The sequence below is a fragment of the Rhizobacter fulvus genome, from assembly GCF_964020785.1.
Map to the genome: position 1 here is coordinate 2,395,613 of NZ_OZ224516.1, position 17,916 is coordinate 2,413,528.

Annotated in this window: 20 protein-coding genes; 12 read left to right on the forward strand and 8 right to left on the reverse strand. The window is 69.6% G+C overall.

Going from position 1 to position 17,916, the window contains the following annotated elements:
• The first annotated feature begins 8 nt into the window (after positions 1-8).
• Genes pncB through ACWH49_RS11430 form a run of 3 tightly spaced genes read left to right on the forward strand, consistent with a single transcriptional unit; the run spans position 9 to position 2,556 of the window.
• Positions 9-1,196 (forward strand): nicotinate phosphoribosyltransferase, encoded by a 1,188-nt coding sequence (gene pncB / locus ACWH49_RS11420; RefSeq protein ID WP_448171571.1) that lies wholly within the window; start codon positions 9-11, stop codon positions 1,194-1,196.
• Positions 1,196-2,086 carry an ion transporter gene (locus ACWH49_RS11425; protein WP_448171572.1) on the forward strand — a complete coding sequence of 297 codons (891 nt, stop codon included), beginning with the start codon at positions 1,196-1,198 and terminating at the stop codon, positions 2,084-2,086. The genes pncB and ACWH49_RS11425 overlap by 1 nt, the downstream gene beginning before the upstream one ends.
• Positions 2,083-2,556 (forward strand): hypothetical protein, encoded by a 474-nt coding sequence (locus ACWH49_RS11430; protein ID WP_448171573.1) that lies wholly within the window; start codon positions 2,083-2,085, stop codon positions 2,554-2,556. Before ACWH49_RS11425 ends, ACWH49_RS11430 begins: the two co-directional genes overlap by 4 nt.
• A gap of 6 nt (positions 2,557-2,562) precedes the next feature.
• Here the strand turns inward: ACWH49_RS11430 and ACWH49_RS11435 are convergent, their stop codons facing one another.
• Together ACWH49_RS11435 and ACWH49_RS11440 are read right to left on the reverse strand one after the other, a co-directional pair.
• Complete coding sequence (locus ACWH49_RS11435; protein WP_448171574.1) at positions 2,563-3,411, reverse strand: PA4780 family RIO1-like protein kinase; 849 nt, start codon at positions 3,409-3,411, stop codon at positions 2,563-2,565.
• Between the two features lie 25 nt (positions 3,412-3,436).
• The gene (locus tag ACWH49_RS11440) at positions 3,437-4,633 is read right to left on the reverse strand and encodes an amidohydrolase family protein (RefSeq protein ID WP_448171575.1); all 1,197 of its coding nucleotides are present in this window, start codon (positions 4,631-4,633) and stop codon (positions 3,437-3,439) included.
• Positions 4,634-4,772: 139 nt separating this feature from the next.
• Here ACWH49_RS11440 and ACWH49_RS11445 point away from each other — a divergent pair, with 139 nt between their 5' ends.
• The 4 genes from ACWH49_RS11445 to ACWH49_RS11460 are packed head-to-tail and all read left to right on the forward strand — an operon-like array spanning position 4,773 to position 7,805.
• The gene (locus tag ACWH49_RS11445) at positions 4,773-5,342 is read left to right on the forward strand and encodes a hypothetical protein (protein ID WP_448171576.1); all 570 of its coding nucleotides are present in this window, start codon (positions 4,773-4,775) and stop codon (positions 5,340-5,342) included.
• A gap of 36 nt (positions 5,343-5,378) precedes the next feature.
• Positions 5,379-6,200 carry an MlaE family ABC transporter permease gene (locus ACWH49_RS11450; RefSeq protein WP_082549432.1) on the forward strand — a complete coding sequence of 274 codons (822 nt, stop codon included), beginning with the start codon at positions 5,379-5,381 and terminating at the stop codon, positions 6,198-6,200.
• 7 nt (positions 6,201-6,207) lie between these two features.
• The gene (locus ACWH49_RS11455) at positions 6,208-7,173 is read left to right on the forward strand and encodes an MlaD family protein (RefSeq protein WP_448171577.1); all 966 of its coding nucleotides are present in this window, start codon (positions 6,208-6,210) and stop codon (positions 7,171-7,173) included.
• Complete coding sequence (locus ACWH49_RS11460) at positions 7,170-7,805, forward strand: hypothetical protein (protein WP_448171578.1); 636 nt, start codon at positions 7,170-7,172, stop codon at positions 7,803-7,805. Before ACWH49_RS11455 ends, ACWH49_RS11460 begins: the two co-directional genes overlap by 4 nt.
• Before the next feature lie 12 nt (positions 7,806-7,817).
• Here ACWH49_RS11460 and ACWH49_RS11465 read toward each other — a convergent pair whose 3' ends face one another.
• Positions 7,818-8,126: a hypothetical protein gene (locus tag ACWH49_RS11465; protein ID WP_448171579.1), complete on the reverse strand. Its 309-nt coding sequence runs from the start codon at positions 8,124-8,126 to the stop codon at positions 7,818-7,820.
• Positions 8,127-8,163: 37 nt separating this feature from the next.
• A complete protein-coding gene (locus tag ACWH49_RS11470) occupies positions 8,164-8,481 on the reverse strand; it encodes a hypothetical protein (RefSeq protein ID WP_448171580.1) in 318 nt (105 codons plus the stop codon).
• Positions 8,482-8,712: 231 nt separating this feature from the next.
• On the opposite strand from ACWH49_RS11470, the gene ACWH49_RS11475 reads away from it, so the two are divergent.
• Positions 8,713-9,333 (forward strand): PEP-CTERM sorting domain-containing protein, encoded by a 621-nt coding sequence (locus ACWH49_RS11475; RefSeq protein ID WP_448171581.1) that lies wholly within the window; start codon positions 8,713-8,715, stop codon positions 9,331-9,333.
• Positions 9,334-9,360: 27 nt separating this feature from the next.
• On the opposite strand, the gene ACWH49_RS11480 is transcribed toward ACWH49_RS11475, so the two are convergent.
• Both ACWH49_RS11480 and ACWH49_RS11485 read right to left on the reverse strand, forming a co-directional pair.
• On the reverse strand, positions 9,361-10,122 hold the full coding sequence (locus ACWH49_RS11480; protein ID WP_448171582.1) for an ABC transporter permease: 762 nt from the start codon (positions 10,120-10,122) through the stop codon (positions 9,361-9,363).
• Positions 10,119-11,045, reverse strand: coding sequence for an ABC transporter ATP-binding protein (locus tag ACWH49_RS11485; RefSeq protein WP_448171583.1), 927 nt, complete (start codon positions 11,043-11,045; stop codon positions 10,119-10,121). Before ACWH49_RS11485 ends, ACWH49_RS11480 begins: the two co-directional genes overlap by 4 nt.
• Before the next feature lie 231 nt (positions 11,046-11,276).
• Between ACWH49_RS11485 and ACWH49_RS11490 the strand changes: the two genes are divergently transcribed.
• Together ACWH49_RS11490 and ACWH49_RS11495 are read left to right on the forward strand one after the other, a co-directional pair.
• On the forward strand, positions 11,277-11,825 hold the full coding sequence (locus ACWH49_RS11490) for a hypothetical protein (protein WP_448171584.1): 549 nt from the start codon (positions 11,277-11,279) through the stop codon (positions 11,823-11,825).
• On the forward strand, positions 11,822-13,273 hold the full coding sequence (locus ACWH49_RS11495) for an MFS transporter (RefSeq protein ID WP_448171585.1): 1,452 nt from the start codon (positions 11,822-11,824) through the stop codon (positions 13,271-13,273). The genes ACWH49_RS11490 and ACWH49_RS11495 overlap by 4 nt, the downstream gene beginning before the upstream one ends.
• Here the strand turns inward: ACWH49_RS11495 and ACWH49_RS11500 are convergent.
• Positions 13,164-14,072, reverse strand: coding sequence for a LysR family transcriptional regulator (locus ACWH49_RS11500; protein WP_448171586.1), 909 nt, complete (start codon positions 14,070-14,072; stop codon positions 13,164-13,166). The genes ACWH49_RS11495 and ACWH49_RS11500 overlap by 110 nt on opposite strands.
• Before the next feature lie 343 nt (positions 14,073-14,415).
• Here ACWH49_RS11500 and ACWH49_RS11505 point away from each other — a divergent pair, with 343 nt between their 5' ends.
• Entirely contained in the window at positions 14,416-15,216 is an 801-nt protein-coding gene (locus ACWH49_RS11505; protein ID WP_448171587.1) for an alpha/beta hydrolase family protein, read from the forward strand.
• Between the two features lie 15 nt (positions 15,217-15,231).
• On the opposite strand, the gene garD is transcribed toward ACWH49_RS11505, so the two are convergent.
• A complete protein-coding gene (gene garD / locus ACWH49_RS11510) occupies positions 15,232-16,836 on the reverse strand; it encodes a galactarate dehydratase (protein WP_448171588.1) in 1,605 nt (534 codons plus the stop codon).
• Positions 16,837-16,927: 91 nt separating this feature from the next.
• On the opposite strand from garD, the gene ACWH49_RS11515 reads away from it, so the two are divergent.
• Positions 16,928-17,908: a Bug family tripartite tricarboxylate transporter substrate binding protein gene (locus tag ACWH49_RS11515; protein WP_448171589.1), complete on the forward strand. Its 981-nt coding sequence runs from the start codon at positions 16,928-16,930 to the stop codon at positions 17,906-17,908.
• Positions 17,909-17,916: the final 8 nt, after the last annotated feature.

The window sequence follows — 17,916 nt, forward strand, 5'->3', positions numbered from 1 at the left end:
TCTCCGCGATGCAACCCGTCATCACCAGCCTGCTCGACACCGACCTGTACAAGTTCACGATGTGGCAGACGATGCTGCATCGGCACCCGGCGACGCAGGCGGAGTACACCTTCGTGTGCCGCAACGAGCCGGCGTTCCCGCTGGCCCAGCTGGTCGACGACGTCAACCGGCAGCTCGACCACCTGTGCAACCTGAAGTTCACCGCGCCCGACCTGGCCTACCTGGGCGGGCTGCGTTTCATGCGCTCGGACTTCATCGACTTCCTGCGCATCTTCCACTTCCAACGCGAGTTCATCAGCGCGCGCGCGGTCGGCAAGCAGCTCGAGATCGTCGCCAGCGGCCCGCAGGTCCACGTGATGGCGTTCGAGATCTACGTGCTCGCGATCGTCAACGAGCTGTACTTCCGCCGCTTCGACCAGACGCCGGCGTTCGCCGAAGGCCGCAAGCGGCTGCACGCCAAGATCGAGCGCCTGCGCGCGTTCGACGACGAGCCCAAGCGCCGCCACCCGTTCGAGTTCTTCGACTTCGGCGTGCGCCGCCGCTTCTCGGGCGACTGGCAGCGCGAGGTCGTGGCGATGTTCAAGCGCGAGGTGCCGCAGTACTTCAAGGGCTGCTCGAACGTGCTGTACGCGCGCGACCTCGGCCTGGTGCCGATCGGCACGATGGCGCACGAGTACCTGCAGACCTACCAGACCCTCGGCGTGCGCCTGCGCGATTTCCAGCGCGCCGCCCTCGAGGACTGGGTGCAGGAGTACCGCGGCGACCTGGGCGTGGCGCTGACCGACGTGGTAGGGATGGACGCCTTCCTCGGCGACTTCGACCTCTACTTCGCCAAGTTGTTCGACGGCCTGCGCCACGACTCGGGCGACCCGTACGTCTGGGGCGAGAAGGCGCTCGCGCACTACGCGAAGCTGCGCGTGGACGCGCAGACCAAGCGGCTGGTGTTCTCCGACGGCCTGGACTTCGACCGCTCGATCGCGCTGCACCACCATTTTTCCGACCGAACCCAGTGCGGCTTCGGCATCGGCACCAACCTCACCAACGACATGGGGCTGAAGACGCTGCACATCGTGATGAAGCTGACCCACGCCAACCGCCAGCCGGTGGCCAAGCTCAGCGATTCGCCCGGCAAGCTGTTGTGCGACGACGAGACCTTCCTCGCGTACCTGCGGCAGGTGTTCGCGGTGAACAGCTGATGCCCGCGGTGCGCGCGCCGGATCGACCCGCAGCCGAGCCCTACGGCCGGCCGCAGACGGGCTGGCGGTTGCAGCTCTACACCATCATCTTCGAGGCCGACACGCGCGCCGGGCGCGCTTTCGACCTGGTGCTGATCGCCCTGATCGTGGCCAGCGTCGGCGTGGTCATGCTCGACAGCATGGCGGCCGTGCACGCGCGCCACGCCGATCTGTTTCTCGCGCTCGAATGGGGCTTCACGCTGCTGTTCGCGGCCGAGTACGTGGCGCGCCTGATCTGCGTCCGGCACCCGATCCGCTATGCGCGCAGCGTGCTCGGCATCATCGACCTGCTCGCGGTGCTGCCGACCTTCCTGGCGTTCCTCGTGCCCGGCCTGCATGCGCTGATCGACGTGCGCATCCTGCGGCTGCTGCGTCTGTTCCGGATCCTCAAGCTGGGCGCCTACGTCGAGGAATTCGGTGCGCTCGGGAGCGCGCTGGCCGCATCGCGCCGTAAGATCTTCGTGTTCGTGACGTTCGTGCTGATGGTCGTGCTCGTGATGGGCACGCTGATGTACGTGGTCGAAGGGCCCGACAACGGCTTCACCAGCATCCCGATGGCCGTGTACTGGGCGATCACGACGATGACGACCGTCGGCTTCGGCGACATCACGCCGCGCACCGACCTCGGCAAGAGCATCGCCTCCGTGATGATGCTGCTCGGCTGGGGCACGCTCGCCGTGCCCACCGGCATCGTCAGCGCCGAGTACGCGGCGCAGCGCAGCGGCGCCGGTCCGACCACGCGCACCTGTCCCGAATGCCTCAGCGAAGGCCACCTGCCCAGCGCGCGGTTCTGCCGCGACTGCGGTGCCCGCCTCCCGCCGTGGCGCACCGACCTTCCCACTGCCCCATGAACCCTGCCGACGATTCGATCCACGAACCCACGCTCTGGCGCGACAACGGCTGGACCGCACGCGTCATCAAGAACGAGGACGACGAGGGCTGGGCCGTCGCGATGACGCGCGACGGTGAAGCCGAGCCCGCGCTCGTCGGCCCGTGGACCATGGGCCGCGACAAGAAGAACCCGAAGCCGCTCGACACCGCGGCGTTCAACGTGCTGGTCAAGACCGCCGCCGAAGTGATCCGCCGTCACGAGCAGGCGCTCCACGCGCAGCACCACAAGAACGTCAGCGTCACGGTCGACGGCCGCCGCGTGCTGGTGACGCTGGACATCGTGCCCGACGAGGACGACCCGCACGCGGTGCTCGCGGCGCAGGATCCCTATGGCGAGACGCTGGCGTCCCTGCGCGTCAAGCCCGACTTCCGCCTGACGACCGCCAGCGCGAGCGCCTGGATCGAGGACGGCTTTCGCAAGCCGGGCTGACCGGCGTCAGCCGGCGGCCTGCATGCGCAGCCGCCGCGCCGCCTCTTCCATCTTGGCGTCGTCGATCTCGCGCAGCACGCCGCCCAGGTCGACCGCCCCGGCCTTGCGCTCGTAGCGGCCCGTCAGCACGCTGTCGTTCGTCAGTTCGCCGCGCTCGTACAGGCTCCAGATCTCGGCGCCGTACTGCGTGGGCAGCAGTTCGGGCGCGGACTGTCCGAAGAAGTGGCGCAGGTTCTCCACGTCGCGCAGCAGCATCCGCTGCGCATGGTTGTTGCCGGCCGCGTCGACCGCCTGCGGCAGGTCGATGATCACCGGCCCGTCGGCAGCGAGCAGGATGTTGAACTCCGACAGGTCGCCGTGCACGACGCCGGCGCACAGCATCCGCACGACCTCGCGCAACAGCGCGGCGTGGTGCGCGCGCGCCTCATCGGGCGTGAAGCGGCAATCGTTCAGGCGCGGCGCGGCGGCACCGTCGGCGTCGGCCACGAGCTCCATCAGCAGCACGCCTTCGTGGAAGTTGTACGGCTTGGGCACGCGCACGCCGGCCGCGGCCAGGCGATAGAGCGCATCGACCTCGGCGCTCTGCCACGCCGCCTCCTGCGCCTCGCGGCCGAAGCGGGTGCCCTTGGCCATCGCGCGCGCCTGCCGGGTGTTCTTGACCTTGCGGTTCTCGGTGTAGTCGACGGCCTGGCGGAAGCTGCGGTGCGTGGCTTCCTTGTAGACCTTGGCGCAGCGCGTCTCGTCGCCGCAGCGCACGACGAACACCATCGCCTCCTTGCCGCTCATCAGCTGGCGCTGCACCGAGTCGATCAGGCCTTCGTCGATCAGGGTCTGCAGTCTGGCGGGTGCTTTCATCGACGGATTCTGCGCCCGCCGGCGTTCAGTGCGCCCCGACGACGACGGGGATCTCGGTCGCCGGCGGCGTATTGCGGCTGCGGCCGCAGCGCACGATGCCGTCGATCATCACCATGCCGACGCCCGGGATGTCGCCGAGCTGCACGCTCTCCAGCAGCGTGCGTCCGGCCGTGTGCTGGGCGCGGTCCATGAAGACGAAGTCGGCCGCGCGGCCGGCCTCGATCAGCCCGCAGTTGAGGTTGCGGATGCGCGCGGTGTTGCCGGTCGCGAAGCAGAACACCAGCTCGGCCGGGATGTTGCCGAGGCTGGACAGCAACGCGACCATTCGCAGGATGCCCAGCGGCTGAACGCCCGAGCCGGCCGGTCCGTCGGTGCCGAGAATCACGCGGTGCGGGCACTTCAGCTGCAGTGCCGCCTGGGCCGCCGCGATCGCGATCTTCTCGTTGCCGTTGTGGACGATCTCGATCGCGCGGCTGCTTTTCTCGCAGAGTTCGCAGACATGCTGTTCGCTCAGCGACGTGTGGCCGCCGTTGATGTGGCCGATGATGTCGGCGTCGGCCTCCAGCACCACGTCCTTGTCGATCAGGCCCGAGCCGGGGATCGACGGCCCGCCGGTGTGGATCGTGCTCTGGATGCCGTGTTGGCGCGCCCACTTGACCATCGTCGCAGCCTCGGTGCCGCCCTTGACGGAGCCCAGGCCGATCTCGCCGAGCAGGCCGACGCCCGCCTCGGCCAGTTCTTTGAAGTCGCTCTCGACCATCCCCTTCTCGATCACCGGCGCGCCGGCCAGCACCTTCACGCCGCCGGGACGGAAGTTGTCGAACGCGCGCTGCGCGGTGATCGCGAGCGCCTTCAGGCCGACGATGTCCTTGGGTCGGCCGGGCAGGTGCACCTCGCCGGCCGAGATCATCGTGGTCACGCCGCCGTTCATCGTGCTGTCGATCCAGCCGAGCTGGTTCTGGCGTGGCGTCCAGTCGCCGAACACCGGGTGCACGTGGCTGTCGATCAGGCCCGGGGCGACGCAGGTCTGGCGCGCGTCGATCAGCGTGTCGGGTTCGTCGGTGTCCAGGTCGGCTTCGCGGCCGACTCCGACGATCAGGCCGTCGCGCACGACGATCGTGTCGGCGTCGAGGATCGGACGGTCGATGTCGCCCGACAGCAGCAAGCCGATGTTGCGGATCACGACCTTGCCCGATTTGCCGGTGGTTGCTGCGTCTGCCATGGGTGCTCCGGGATGCGCCGGCTGCCGGGTGCAGGGGCTCGCGGGAAATTATGACGTGGGCATGCGGCGCCGACCTACAACGCGCGCGCCGCGGTGTCCTAGGCTTCGCGTTCGCCATCTCTTCGCCGACCCACCGCCGATGAACCTCCTGCACCACCCCGCCCCGCACGTCCTCGACGCCGAGTTCCGCTACCCGGTCTACAGCCCGCGCGGCGGCATCGAGGGGGCGATGCTGCTGGTCGACGAGGACGAGCTGCAGCTGGTGTTCGACCCGCACGACGCGGCCGGCACCGCGGCCTTCGAGCGCCTGCGCGCCGGCGCCCGCATTCGCGTCGAAGCGCGCCCGCAGCCGGCCTCCGATCACCACGGCGAACCCGCGCACCACGTCTATGCCCTCGAGCGGCTGGTCGACATCGACGGCCGCGCGGCCGGGGACCCCGCGCACGCCATGCGGCGCGCGCCCTACAGCGGCATCGTCGTGCGCCTGAATTTCGCGCGGCATGGCGAGCCGAACGGCTTCGTGCTCGACACCGGCGACTTCATCCACACCCGCCCCGAAGGCATGGCGCAGCTGCGACTCGGGATCGGCGACCGCGTCGAGGCGGACGGCGAGGCACGGCCGCTGGCCGGCGGCAGCGGCCGGGTCGTCGAAGCCTCGGTCGTCAACGGCCGGCCGCTGGCCAAGGCGAAGCGCCCCGTCCACGCCTGAGGCCCCTCTCCCCGAGGCGCCGCCTATCATCGGCGCATGCCCAAACCGCCTTCGACCCTGCGGCTGCTCCAGGACGGCCTCGGCGACCTCGGCCGCAGCGGTCTGCGCTCGTCGATCGGCTGGTCGGTGAGTTGGTGGCACGTCGTCAAGGTGGGCGCGCTGATCATGGTGCTCGCCCTGTCGCCGTCGACCTACGACCGCGCCAACCGCCGCGCGCTCGCGCACCATGTCTACCTCGACACGGCGCCGATCCTGCCGTGGTTCGCGCTGCTGTCGGCGGTGATCAGCGTGGTGCTGATCCGCATTGTGCTCGTGACGGCGCTGAGCTACGGCCTGTCGCAGTACGCGCTGCAGCTGCTGATCCGGGTGCTGGTGCTGGAGCTGATCCCGCTGACCGCAGCGCTGTTCGTCGCGATGCAGGTCACGGTGCCCAGCGGTGCCGCGCTGCTGCGCCTGCATGCGCGCGGGGCCTTCACCGAGCTCGTGCAGGCCGGCGGCGATCCGCTGCGCCACGAGCTGATGCCGCGGGTGGTGGCCGGCATCTTCGCGGTGCTGCTGCTGGCCGCGGTCAGCTGCGTGATCGCGACCGGCCTGGCCTACGCGGCGGTGTTCGGCTTCACGTTCGGCGCGTTCGACGGCTTCACCCGCGCGATGGGCCAGATCTTCGATCCCGGCGTGACGATGATCCTGGCGTTGAAGACGCTGTTCTTCGCGCTCGCGGTCTCGCTTATACCGGTCGCGGCCTTCCTGCGCGGGCCGCGCGGCGGCGCGGGCAGCGCCGAGCTCGACAGCCTGGTCCGCCTGTTCGCGGCGATCCTGGTGATCGAAGTCGTCTCGCTGATGGGCAACTACTACTGACTCGCCGATGGACGAACCCGCCGAACCCGTGACGTCGCCGCCGGCGCCCGCCCACCTCGAATTCAAGGCCTCGCTGCTGTTGCTCGTGCTGCTGCTGCTGGTGGCCGGGGCCGGGCTGTACCTGAGCTATGCGCGCGGTGCGTTCGAGCGCACCCAGCAACTCGTGCTCGTGGCCGAGGATTCCGAAGGGGTCGCGGTCGGCATGGACATGACCTTCGCGGGCTTCCCGATCGGCCGGGTGCGCCGCATCGAACTGGGCCCGGACGGCAACGCCCGCATCGCCGTCGACGTGCCGGTCAAGGACGCGCACTGGCTGCGCGAATCGAGCGTGTTCGCCGTGCAGCGCGGCGTGGTCGGCAACACCAACATCCGCGCCTACACCGGCGTGCTGACCGACCCGCCGCTGCCCGACGGCGCGGTCCGCACGGTGCTGCGCGGCGACGCGGCGGCCGAGATCCCGCGCCTGATGGCGGAGGCACGCCAGCTGCTGGTCAACCTGAACGCGATCAGCGCCGAAGGCTCGGCGATCAACGAGAGCCTGGCGAACCTGAAGACCTTCACCGGCAAGCTGAATGCACCCGGCGGCGCGATGGGCGCGCTGCTCGGCGGCGACGCGCAGGCCGCCAAGATCCTGTCCGCGCTGGACCGGACCAACGCATTGCTCGCGCGGCTCGACAGTCTGGCCGCGAAGGCCGACACCCAGGTGTTCGGCGCCGACGGCGTGATGCGCGACGCGAAGCAGACCGTGCAGCAGCTCAACGCCGTGCTCGGCGACGCGCGCGCGAGCTTGAAGAAGGTCGACGCGGTGCTCGACGACGCGAAGGCCGTCGGTGCGAATGCGCGGGTGGCCACGGCCGATCTGGGCACGCTGCGCGCCGAGGTCGAGGCCAGCCTGCGCAACATCGACCAGCTGATCGGCGAGGTCAACCGCAAGTGGCCGTTCGCGCGCGACACGGAGCTGAGACTGCCATGAGCGCGCGCTGGCTTGCCCACATGACCTGCGCCGCCGCGCTGGCTGCCTGCTCGAGCCAGCCACCCGCGCCCGACTGGCAAGGCCGTGCCAAGGCAGCGAGCGAACGTGCGGTGGCTGCCTACCTCACCGGCGACGCGCGGGTCGAGGCCGCCGAACTGGCACGCGCCCGCAGCGAGGTTTCGCGCACCGGGCGCGCCGATCTGCTGGCGCGGGTCGAGCTAGCGCAATGCGCCGCGCAGGTCGCGAGCCTCGCCTTCGGTCCGTGCGCGGCGTTCGAGCCGTTGCGCGTGGATGCCCCCGCCCCGGAACGCGCGTATGCGGCCTATCTGGCGGGTCGCGCCAGTGGGGACGAAATCGCGTTGTTGCCGGCAGCGCACCGCGGTGGGCCGGTGGCGGGCATCCCGGATCCGCTCTCGCGCCTGATCGCCGCCGGGGTGCAGTTCGAAGCCGGTCGGGCCGATCCGTCGGTGATTTCTACCGCCGTGGATACCGCTTCCGCACAGGGTTGGCGGCGACCGCTGCTGGCCTGGCTCGGCGTCCAGCTGCGCCTCGCAACACAGGCCGGCGACGCGGACGAGGTCGCTCGCCTGAAACGGCGGATCGCGTTGACCGAGGGGCCAGCGGCGCCCTGATTCGTCCGCGGTTCAGGCCGGCAGGCGCTCCATGTCGTGCACCTCGCGCTCGTGCGTGGGCGGGCCATCGAGGGAGACCGTTTCCCATCCGCTGTCGTAGTCGACCACGCGGAAACGGCGCTCCGGCAGGTGGCCATGGGTCGACGGGAACAGCGCGAAGACCTCGTGACCGCTGTGCAGCGCACGCACCGCGTCTGCCACCGGTGCGATCGTTTCGCCGTCGGCCCATTCGTTGCGTCGGGTGTCCACCTCACCCCACAGGACGTGGGTAATGCGCCCGTCGGCATCCAGTCGCACCTTGGAAACGGCATACACCTTCATCGAGATCTCCGCGCAGCGTGGCCTGGGCGCGATGATGCTACGGTTTCGGCGTTGCCGCGTCCTCGAGTTTCTCGCCGCCGCGGCCGATCGCCTCGCCGGTCTTGCGCACCCCCTTGCCGATCGCGTGGCCGGCCTTCTCGGCACCGTGCTTGATCGCATGCCCGGCGCGGTGCACGCCGCGCTTCATCGAGTTCTCGGCGCGCGCGGCCGGGCCCGGTTGCGGATTGCGGTAGTCCTCGTAGGCCTGGTCCATGCGCTCGCGGCGGGCCGCCTCGGCCGAAGCGTCGGCGGCAAACGTGCTCATCGAGGCGACGCCGAGCAGCGCGGCCGTCAGGATCAATCGAATCGCTTTCATGGTGAGTCCTGGTGGTTGAGAAACGCAGACCTTATTCACGAAGCGCGGTCCAGGACAGCGGTCGACGACGGGCGTCACTGTCGGTGCGGTCCTACCTCCCGTGCGCCGACAAGGAAACATCTCGAGACGTTTGATTGGTGCAGACACATATCCGGCATACCTAGGGGTATCGCGGCGTGCAGGCGGCTACCTAGACTTTGTTCAATCTTGAACTTTCCTGATGGAGCGCGCATGTCTGCAGTATCGAAACCTCTCGTCGCGATGGCCGTCGCCGTGGCCGCCCTGACGGGCGCCAGCGTGGCGCAGGCTGCGGCATGTACTGCCACGGCAGGGTTCGAAAGCTTCATCGGCAATGCATCGACCGACGACGTCACGCTCGGCGGGATGGATTCGTCGATGTGCGTGCTCTCCGGCGTCAATCCGTCGCAGGGCCCGAACGGCAACACCAGCGGCTTCGACGGCACCTTCGGCGGCGGGTGGACGTTGCTGAGCAAGGGCGCCGGTTCGGCGACCGTCGGCGGCGTGACCTTCACGCTGGGCTTCTCGCAGGCCGACGGCACCTGGTCGCTGACAACCGACCAGAACGCGACCTACGACCTCGTGTTCGCGATGCACGCTTCCGACCGCAGCGGCGCCTTCCTGTTCGACGACCACACCTCGTTCGCGTCGGTCACGCAGAACGGCACCTGGTCGATCGAGTGGCTGAACAACGGCGGGCAGGTGCCCGGGTTCTCGAACATCAACTTCTTCGTTCGCGATGTCGTGACGCCGGTGCCCGAGCCCGAGACCTACGCGCTGCTGCTGGCCGGCCTGGGCGCTATCGGCCTGGTCGCGCGCCGCCGCCGCGGCTGACCGGCGAGAAGTCGACGACGCGAAGGCTCAGGCCTTCAGTCGCCAGCCCGTCCGCATGATCCACGTGGCGAACCACAGCGCCACGAAGAAGAACACCAGCGTCACCGAGAAGCTGACGCCGATGTGCAGTTCCGAGTTGCCGAAGAAGCTCCAGCGAAAGCCGCTGATGAGGTAGACCGACGGGTTCAGCATCGACAGCTTCTGCCACAGCGGCGGGAGCATGCTGATCGAGTAGAACGGTCCGCCGAGGAAGGTCAGCGGCATCACGATCAGCATCGGGATCAGCTGCAGCTTCTCGAACCCGTCGGCCCAGATGCCGATGATGAAGCCGAACAGGCTGAACGTGACCGCGGTGAGCACGAGGAACAGGAACATCCACACCGGGTGCTCGATGTGGATCGGCACGAACAGGGCCGCGGTCGCCAGGATGATCAGGCCGATCACGACCGACTTGGTCGCCGCCGCACCCACGTAGCTGAGCACGATCTCCAGGTGCGAGATCGGTGCCGAGAGCAGCTCGTAGATCGTGCCGGTGAACTTCGGGAAATAGATGCCGAACGACGCGTTCGAGATGCTCTGCGTCAGCACCGACAGCATGATCAGGCCCGGCACGATGAACGCGCCGTAGCTGACGCCGTCGACCTGCGCGATGCGCGAACCGATCGCCGAGCCGAAGACCACGAAGTACAGCGCGGTCGACAGGACCGGCGAGATGATGCTCTGCGTGATGGTGCGCCAGGTGCGCGCCATCTCGAAGTTGTAGATCGCGCGCATCGCGTGCAGGTTCATCGTGCGCCCTCCACCAGGCTGACGAAGATGTCCTCGAGCGAGCTCTCGCTGGTCTGCAGGTCCTTCAGGCGGATGCCGGCGCGCTGCAGGTCGTCGAGCAACGAGGCGATCGCGTCCTGCGAGGCGCGCGGGTCGTAGGTGTATTTCAATTCGGTCCCTTCGGCGTTCAACGCCAGCGTGTGGGCCTCGAGCCCGGGCGGGATCCGGGCGAGCGGCTGTTGCAGCGTCAGCGTCATCTGCTTCTTGCCGAGCTTCTTCATCAGCGTGGCCTTCTCCTCGACCAGGATGATCCTGCCCTTGCTGATCACGCCGACCCGGTCGGCCATGTCCTCGGCCTCTTCGATGTAGTGGGTGGTCAGCACGATGGTCACGCCGGACTCGCGCAGCTGCCGCACCATCGCCCACATGTCCTTGCGCAGCGCCACGTCGACGCCGGCGGTCGGTTCGTCCAGGAACAGCACGCGGGGTTCGTGCGACAGCGCCTTGGCGATCATCACGCGGCGCTTCATGCCACCCGAGAGTTCGCGCAGCTTGTTGTCCTTCTTGTCCCACAGCGAGAGCGCGCGCAGCGTCTTCTCGATGTACGCCGGATCCGGCGCCTTGCCGAACAGGCCGCGGCTGAACGACACGGTGGCCCACACGGTCTCGAACGCGTCGGTCGTCAGTTCCTGCGGCACCAGGCCGATCATCGCGCGCACCGCGCGGTAGTCGGTGCCGATGTCCAGGCCCGCCACCGTCACGTGGCCTTCGCCGAGCTTGACGATGCCGCAGATCAGGCCGATCAGCGTCGTCTTGCCGGCCCCGTTCGGGCCGAGCAGCGCGAAGATCTCGCCCTGCCGGATCTCGAGGTCGATGTGGTCCAGCGCCCGAAAGCCGGTGGCGTAAACCTTCGAGACACCGGCGACGGAGATGATGGCGTTCATGCGGGGGTGGGCTTTCGGCGGCGAGGACGCGCCATTAGACCAGCCGCGCCCGGATCGCGTCGGCGCCCGCCCGGCCGGCCGACGCCGCCGGCCGGACCGTCCGGGCCGACATGGCGTCGAACGCATGAACCCATTGCGTCTGCCGCGCCTTCCGCCCGCGCGGGTGCCCACGTATCTTCATCGCACCCCGAGGCGCGATGGGCGCGCCATCGACATCGAAGGAGAAGCCGCATGGACAAAAGCACCCTCGACATTGCGATCGACGGCATCACGGCGGCCTGGGGGCCGTTGAGCAGCCAGGTCGTCGACGGCTGTCGCGCACACCTGGAGCGCCTGCTCCAGGCCCCCGTCGCGGAATCGTGGCTGGCCGCGCTGCGCCGTGAAGGACCCGCGAATCGGGAACTGCACCGAGACCCCGAGCGCGGCTTCGTGCTGCTGGCGCACACCGAACACGCCGGCCTGTACCGGCCGCCCCACGACCACGGCCGCGGCTGGGTGATCTACGCGATCCAGCAGGGCGAGATCGACATGGGGACCTACGGCCGGGTCGAGGACGCGGACGGCCGCGTGCGGCTGGTCAAGCGGAACTCGACCCGCGTCAGGCCCGGAGAAGTGCAGGTGTACCTGCCCGGGGACATCCATGACACCCGCTGCGTCAGCGGTCCCGCGCTGCTGTTCAGGTTCACCGAGCGGGACCTGAAGAAGGAGGACCAGGAGGCGCGCCGCGTGGCGCGTTACGTCGAACGCGACGGCGCGTGGACGACCGCCGGGTCGCCATGACCGCCTCCGTCGGTCCGGGCCTGGTCGGGCGCGAGCGCGCCATGGCGATCGCCGCCGTGCTCGGCGCGATGGTGCTGGCGGTGCTCGACGCCGCCATCGTCAACGTGGCGCTCCCAACGATGGCCCGATCGCTGCAGGTGACGCCGGCCGCCGCGGTGGGGATCGTCACCGCCTACCAAGCCGCCTTGGTGATGGGCCTCCTGCCATGTGCGGCGCTGGGCGACAAGCTCGGCCATCGGCGGGTCTTCACGGCGGGGGTTGTGCTCTTTACGCTGGCCTCCGGCGGCTGCGCCGTGTCCGGCTCGCTGCCGGCCTTGCTCGCGGCGCGCTTCGGTCAAGGGCTGGGCGCCGCCGCCGTGATGGCGCTCGGGATCGCCCTGCTGCGGCGTGTCGTACCGCCGCGCGAACTGGGCGCGGCCATCGGCTGGAATGCGCTGGCGGTGGCCCTGTCGTCCGCCGCCGGTCCCGCTCTCGGCGCGGCCGTCCTGTCGTTCGCGGGCTGGCCCTGGCTCTTCGCGCTGAACCTCCCGTTCGGCGTGGCGGTGCTCTTCGCGACGCGCGCGTTGCCCGATTCGCCCGGGACGGGCCGAAGCCTCGACCGGTTCAGCGTGACGCTCCATGCCGTCGCGTTCGCTTCGCTGGTGGTCGGTGCCGAGATGTTGGCGACGGCCCCGGGCCGTGCCGGCGGGTTGCTGCTCCTGGCGATGATGAGCGGCACCGTGCTGATCCGCCGCGAGCTGAGGCGCGACGTGCCGCTGGTTCCCTTCGATCTGCTTCGGGCCGTATCCTTCCGGCGCTCCGTCCTCGCATCGGTCTGTTGCTTCGCCGGGGTGACCCTGGCGCTGCTGGCCCTGCCGTTCCACCTGCAGCACCAACTCGGCCGGTCCGCGCTGGCCACGGGGCTGCTGATGATGCCGTGGCCGCTGACCGTCGCGATCGCGGCGCCGCTCGCCGGCCACCTCGCGAGTCGCGTGCCGACCGCGTGGCTGTGCGGCGCCGGCGCATCGTTGCTGTGCGGTGGGCTCGCCATCGCATCGCTGCTGCCGGTGCACGGTGGCGCGGGGCCGCTCGTCTGGACCACGGTGGCATGCGGTCTCGGATTCGGTTTCTTTCAGGTCCCGAACAACCGCAACATGTTCCTGTCGACGCCGGCCGAGCGCAGCGGTGCGGCCGGAGGCATGCAAGGCACCGCCCGGCTGGTCGGCCAGACCATCGGCGGCATCGGCATGAGCCTGCTGTTCGCGCTCGCGCCGACCGGGTCGGCGCCGCGAGTCGGCCTGGGTCTCGCGGCCGGGTTGGCGCTCGCCGCGGCAGCGATAAGCCTGACGCGCACCGAGCCTACGCCGGCGTCGGATCCGTCACCCTGCACACCTCCCGGACGCAGCCGCGCAGCCACCGGTGCGCCAGGTCGCCATCGAGCCGCGGGTGCCACAGCAGCGAGACGGTGAACGGCGGGATGTCGAGCGGGATCGCAAAGCTGTGCATGCCGGCGTAGAGGTTGCCGGTGTGCCGCTCGTGGACGCAGGCGACCAGATCCGTGGCCCGGGCGAGCGCCAGTGCCGCCGTGAACCCGCCGACGGTCGTGGCCACCTTCCGCTCGAGGCCGAGCGCGGCGAGCGCCTCGTCCAGGGGCCTCTTGTCCGGGTCGCGGCGCGAGACGTGGACGTGGCTCGCGGCTGCGAAACGTTCGGGTGTGATCTCGCCCTGAGTGAACGGGTGACCGGGACGGACGACGCCGACATAGCGATCGCGAAACAGCGCCTGGGTGCGGACCTCGGGCGAAATGTCCTTGTCCAGCACGCCGGTTTCCAGATCGACGGTGCCATCGCGCAGCGGGCCGCTGTCCTTCTCGAGCTTGTGCAGGAAGTGCAACCGGACCCCCGGTGCGTCCGCCGACGTGCGGGCCAGCAGGTGCACGCCGAAGTTCTCGACGAAGCCCTCGCTGCACCGGATCCTGAACGTGCGGTCCAGGGCGGCCAGGTTCAATTCGCCGGCCGGACGCAGCGCGGCCTCGGCCTCGCGAACGAGGCGGCCGATGGAATCGCGGAGTTCGAGCGCGCGTGGCGACGCCACCAGCCCGCGACCGGCCCGCACGAGCAGCGGGTCGCCGGTCGCCTCGCGCAGCCGTGCGAGGGCCCGGCTCATCGCCGAGGGGCTCAGGTGCAAACGCCGCGCGGCGCGCGCCACGTTGCCTTCGGCCAGCAGCACGTCGAGCGTGAACAGCATGTTGAGGTCGGGTCGGGACACGTCTTGCTCCGGTGTCGGACATTCCTGAGCTCGGCCGACGCCATCTCGCGCCCGAGCCGACCGATTCCGCGACGCGGACTGTCGTCTCGTCGCAGCGGAGTCGCCCTTCAGTATCGCGCTTCGCAGAATGGGCTTCATTCATCGATCGGACCCCCATGAACCTCGTCGCATCCACCTTGCTCTCAGCCGCCGCGGCCTTGGCCGTCGCGCTCGCCACCGAATCGGCGCAAGCCGCAGGCTTCCAGCAAGGGACCGCGGCCGACCCGCCGGCCCGGCGCTCCAGGTGGGCATCTGGTACCCGAGCCGCAGCCCGGGTCGGCTTGTCGCGCTGGGACCGACGAGCATGACGGTTGCGACGGACGCGCCGATCGACGGTTCGGGGTTGCCGCTGGTGGTGATGTCGCACGGCACGGGCGGCTCGTTCCTCAGTCACTTCGACACGGCCATCGCGCTGGCCGACGCCGGCTTCGTCGTGGTGGCCCTGAGCCACACGGGCGACAACTACGCGGACCAGCGCCGCAGCGTCGACGTCATGGACCGACCGCGCCAGGTCAGCCGGGTCATCGACCACATGCTGTCCGCATGGTCCGGGAGCGCCGCGATCGACCCGGCGCGCATCGGGATGTTCGGCTTCTCGTCGGGCGGCTTCACCGCACTCGCAAACATCGGCGGCGTGCCGGACTTCGCGACGGTCGCGCCGATGTGCCGCCAGCACCCGGGCGACTATGCCTGCCGCTTGCTCGCCACCCGCGAGGCGCCGGTGGCCGCCCCGGCGCGAATTGATTCGACCGACCTGCGCATCAGGGCGGCCGTCGTGGCCGCGCCCGCGCTCGGCTTCACGTACGCGCACGGCGGCCTGGAGAAGGTCAGGGTGCCGGTGCAGCTGTGGCGGGCCGAGAACGACACCATCGTCCCCCATCCCCGCTACGCCGAAGCGGTGCGGCTGGCCCTGCCGAACGACCCTGAATACCATGTCGTCCCCGGCGCCGGCCACTTCGACTTCCTCGCGCCTTGCAGCGAGGCGCTCGCGACGCGGGTCCCTTCGATCTGCACCAGCGCGGACGGCTTCGACCGGGCGGCGTTCCACGCGGACTTCAATGCCGCCACCGTGCGCTTCTTGAAGGCGAATCTGCCTGCCCGCTGAGGCGGCAGCGCCGCCTCAGGTCACCGGCGCCGGGTTGAACAGCACCAGCGCGTTGTGCAGCTTCCAGCGCTCGGCCCAGGTCTGCCGGCGGCCGCTGGCCACGTCGAGCATCAGGCGGAACAGCTCCCAGCCGACCTCCTCGATCGTCGCGTCGCCGTCGGCGATCCGGCCGGCGTTCACGTCCATCAGGTCGTGCCAGCGCCGCGCCAGGTCGCTGCGCGTCGCGACCTTGATCACCGGCACCTGCGCCAGGCCATAGGGCGTGCCGCGGCCGGTGGTGAACACGTGCAGGTTGATGCCGGCGGCGAGTTGCAGCGTGCCGCAGATGAAGTCGCTCGCCGGCGTGGCGGCGTAGACCAGGCCGCCGGTGATGCCGCGGTCGCGCAGCTTCTCGCCCGGCGACAGCACGCCGCTGATCGGCGCGCTGCCGCTCTTGACGATCGAGCCCATCGCCTTCTCGACGATGTTGGACAGCCCGCCCTTCTTGTTGCCCGGCGTCGTGTTGGCGCTGCGGTCGACCCGGCCTTTCGCGAGGTAGGCGTCGTACCAGGCCATCTCGCGGATCATCGCGTCGGCGACTTCGGGGGTCGACGCGCGCGACGTCAGCTGGTCGATGCCGTCGCGCACCTCGGTCGTCTCGCTGAACATCACGGTCGCGCCGGCGCGCACCAGCAGGTCGGTGCAGAAGCCGACCGCCGGGTTCGCGGTGACGCCGCTGAACGCGTCGCTGCCGCCGCACTGCACGCCGACGACCAGGCTGCTGGCCGGGCAGGTCTCGCGGCGACGTGCGTTCAGGCGTTCCAGGTGCAGCTCGGCCGCGGCCATGATCGACTCGATCATCGACATGAAGCCCACGTGCGCCTCGTCCTGCAGGCACACCACGTCGAGCGGGGTCTCGGCGCTCGCGCCGACGTCGGCGACGCTGCGCTCGTCGACGATCGCGAACGAGCCCGGCGGCAGCAGCCGCTCCGGCTGCAGCTTCTCGCAGCCGAGGCTGACGACCATCACCTCGCCGCCGAAGTTCGGGTTCAGCGAGATGTTGCGCAGCGTGCGGATCGGGATGATCGCGTCCGGCGCGTCGATCGCGACGCCGCAACCGTAGGTGTGCTCGAGCCCGACCACGTCGTCGACCTGCGGGTATTTCGTCAGCAGCTCGGCCTTGATGCGCTTGACCGCGAAGTCGAGCACGCCGGCCACGCACTGCACCGTCGTCGTGATCGCCAGGATGTTGCGCGAGCCGACCGAGCCGTCGGCGTTGCGGTAGCCCTCGAAGGTGTAGCCGGCCAGCGGCTCCAGCGCGGGCGGCTGGACGGTCGCGATCGGCAGGCCGTCGAGCGAGCGCGCGTCGGGCATCTCGAGCAGGCGCTCGTGGACCCAGCTGCCCTTCGGAATCGCCCGCGCGGCGCGGCCGATCACGACGTTGTAGCGCCGCACCTCGTCGCCGGGTGCGAAGTCGACCAGCGCGACCTTGTGGCCTTGCGGCACCTTGTCGACCAGTGTCAGCCCCGAGGCGAACACGGTGCCGGCCGGCAGCCCGCCGTCATTGGCGACGATCGCGACGTTGTCGAGCGCGTTCATCGTGATGAACAGCGGGGCGCGGGGCAAAGTGATCTCGGTCATGGGGGCTCTCGTGGAACGGCGGTCTGATTTTCGGTCAGTTTCGGCTAATCGTCATACCATTCACGTACAGCCGAACCACGGAGACAAGCGCATGCAGATTTCCCGCCGCCACTTCACCCTGACCGCCACGCTCGCGGCCCTTGGAGGCCGCGCCTCCGCGCAGGACAAATGGCCCGGCAAGCCGATCACCTACATCGTGCCGTTCCCGGCCGGTGGCACGACCGACGTGCTCGGCCGCCTGATCGGCCAGAAGCTCGGGCCGATGCTGGGCACCACGATCGTCGTCGACAACAAGGGCGGTGCCGGCGGCAGCGTCGGCTCCGAGATGGCGGCCCGCGCCGCGCCGGACGGCTACACGCTGCTCGGCGGCACGATCAGCTCGCACGCGATCAATGTCAGCCTGTATCCGAAGCTCGGCTACGACCCGATCAAGTCGTTCGCGCCGATCACGCTGATCGGCACCAACCCGGTCGTGCTCGTCGTCAACCAGGCCAGCCCGTACAAGACGCTGGCCGACGTGGTCGCCGCGGCCAAGGCCAAGAAGCCGCTGAGTTCCGCGTCGGCCGGCAGTGGCACCTCGCAGCACCTGGCGCTGGAACTGCTCAAGTCCAAGGCCGGCATCGACATCACGCACATCCCGTACAAGGGCAGCGGCCCGGCGATCCAGGACGTGATCGCGGGTCAGGTCGACATGATGTTCGACACCACCGTCGTCGCCGGCCCGCACATCGAGAGCGGCAAGCTGCGCGCGCTGGCCGTGACCTCGGCCAAGCGCCTGCCGACGATGCCGAACGTGCCGACCGTCGCCGAGAGCGGCGTGCCCGGCCTGGCCGACTACGAGGTGATCTCGTGGCAGGCGATCTTCGCGCCGGCCGGCACGCCAAAAGCCATCGTCGACAAGCTGCACGTCGACATCGCGAAGATCCTGAAGGAGCCGGAGATGCAGGAGCGCATCGCCAAGCTCGGCATGCAGGGCGCCGACATGACGCTCGAGCAGATCGCCGCGTTCCAGAAGGCCGAGGTCGCCAAATGGGCCGCGGTGATCAAGTCCGCCAACATCAAGCTGGAGTGAACGACAAC

Excerpts from the sequence above, each read along its gene's own strand:
- pncB (WP_448171571.1), top strand. The coding sequence starts at position 9 with ATGCAACCCGTCATCACCAGCCTGCTCGACACCGACCTGTACAAGTTC.
- ACWH49_RS11425 (WP_448171572.1), top strand. The coding sequence starts at position 1,196 with ATGCCCGCGGTGCGCGCGCCGGATCGACCCGCAGCCGAGCCCTACGGC.
- ACWH49_RS11430 (WP_448171573.1), top strand. The coding sequence starts at position 2,083 with ATGAACCCTGCCGACGATTCGATCCACGAACCCACGCTCTGGCGCGAC.
- ACWH49_RS11435 (WP_448171574.1), bottom strand. The coding sequence starts at position 3,411 with ATGAAAGCACCCGCCAGACTGCAGACCCTGATCGACGAAGGCCTGATC.
- ACWH49_RS11440 (WP_448171575.1), bottom strand. The coding sequence starts at position 4,633 with ATGGCAGACGCAGCAACCACCGGCAAATCGGGCAAGGTCGTGATCCGC.
- ACWH49_RS11445 (WP_448171576.1), top strand. The coding sequence starts at position 4,773 with ATGAACCTCCTGCACCACCCCGCCCCGCACGTCCTCGACGCCGAGTTC.
- ACWH49_RS11450 (WP_082549432.1), top strand. The coding sequence starts at position 5,379 with ATGCCCAAACCGCCTTCGACCCTGCGGCTGCTCCAGGACGGCCTCGGC.
- ACWH49_RS11455 (WP_448171577.1), top strand. The coding sequence starts at position 6,208 with ATGGACGAACCCGCCGAACCCGTGACGTCGCCGCCGGCGCCCGCCCAC.
- ACWH49_RS11460 (WP_448171578.1), top strand. The coding sequence starts at position 7,170 with ATGAGCGCGCGCTGGCTTGCCCACATGACCTGCGCCGCCGCGCTGGCT.
- ACWH49_RS11465 (WP_448171579.1), bottom strand. The coding sequence starts at position 8,126 with ATGAAGGTGTATGCCGTTTCCAAGGTGCGACTGGATGCCGACGGGCGC.
- ACWH49_RS11470 (WP_448171580.1), bottom strand. The coding sequence starts at position 8,481 with ATGAAAGCGATTCGATTGATCCTGACGGCCGCGCTGCTCGGCGTCGCC.
- ACWH49_RS11475 (WP_448171581.1), top strand. The coding sequence starts at position 8,713 with ATGTCTGCAGTATCGAAACCTCTCGTCGCGATGGCCGTCGCCGTGGCC.
- ACWH49_RS11480 (WP_448171582.1), bottom strand. The coding sequence starts at position 10,122 with ATGAACCTGCACGCGATGCGCGCGATCTACAACTTCGAGATGGCGCGC.
- ACWH49_RS11485 (WP_448171583.1), bottom strand. The coding sequence starts at position 11,045 with ATGAACGCCATCATCTCCGTCGCCGGTGTCTCGAAGGTTTACGCCACC.
- ACWH49_RS11490 (WP_448171584.1), top strand. The coding sequence starts at position 11,277 with ATGGACAAAAGCACCCTCGACATTGCGATCGACGGCATCACGGCGGCC.
- ACWH49_RS11495 (WP_448171585.1), top strand. The coding sequence starts at position 11,822 with ATGACCGCCTCCGTCGGTCCGGGCCTGGTCGGGCGCGAGCGCGCCATG.
- ACWH49_RS11505 (WP_448171587.1), top strand. The coding sequence starts at position 14,416 with ATGACGGTTGCGACGGACGCGCCGATCGACGGTTCGGGGTTGCCGCTG.
- garD (WP_448171588.1), bottom strand. The coding sequence starts at position 16,836 with ATGACCGAGATCACTTTGCCCCGCGCCCCGCTGTTCATCACGATGAAC.
- ACWH49_RS11515 (WP_448171589.1), top strand. The coding sequence starts at position 16,928 with ATGCAGATTTCCCGCCGCCACTTCACCCTGACCGCCACGCTCGCGGCC.